Here is an 865-nt window from a genome sequence, read left to right as displayed (position 1 = left end):
TCTTAAGTTTGATTTCCTAACTTTTAATTACTAATCAGAAAGAACAAAAGAGAGGATTAAGGTTATGTTATTCATGGGAACCTGGAGATTCCGACAACATTGATAATCCCCTCTCTTTTCTACTTCAATTTCGTTCAGTTCTATGAGACTTTGATCTCGTTTTTAAGTTGTTGAAAGCAAAGTAGGCGTCCTTTCCTAATCAATTATCTATGAATAAATGTAGCCAAATTTATGGAGTAGACATCAGTAAAAATGTATTTGATGTTGTAGACTCCAAAGGAACTCACTCTCAGTTTAAGAATGATGGTACTGGATTTAAAGCCTTTCAAAAAGCTCTTTCTGCCGATGCTTTAGTCGTAATGGAAGCCACAGGATACTATCATTACCGGTTGGCTCAGTTCCTGTATGAGCAAAGCGTAAAGGTCTCTGTAGTAAATCCATTGTCAGTTAAAAGGTTTATCCAAATGAGACTTTCCAGAATAAAAACAGATAAGTCTGATGCAAAAGCCATTTGTGATTATGCCACTGTAAATGAAGTTCCATTATATACTGCAAGGGAAAAGAACCAGGCGGAATGTCTACAGCTCATGCGCCTGATCGATATTTATCTAAAACAAAGCACTGCCTTAAAGAATAAGCTGCACGGAGAGAAAACCCTGGGCAAACCATCTAAGACAGTATATCATTCTTTAAATCGTTCTCTAAAAGCAGTCCAGAAAGAAATCCAGATCCTGGAGGACCGTCTGACGGAGATCGTAAAGGAAGAGCAACAAAAACAATTAACCCTTCTGAAAAGTATTCCCGGGATGGGCAGTAAGACCGCGATTATGTTGATTGTTTTAACCGACGGATTTTCCAACTTTGA

At 37.8% G+C, this 865-nt stretch carries 1 protein-coding gene; it reads left to right on the top strand.

Annotated features, from left to right (window positions below):
• Nucleotides 1–209: 209 nt before the first annotated feature.
• Nucleotides 210–865: IS110 family transposase (locus ACOV1Q_RS15860; protein ID WP_424495382.1), on the top strand; the 656-nt coding region annotated here is incomplete at its 3' end.

This window comes from Salinimicrobium maris, from assembly GCF_049680855.1.
Lineage (GTDB): Bacteria > Bacteroidota > Bacteroidia > Flavobacteriales > Flavobacteriaceae > Salinimicrobium.
Note: the sequence above shows the minus strand (reverse complement) of the source record. Positions and strands in the feature narration are given on the sequence as shown.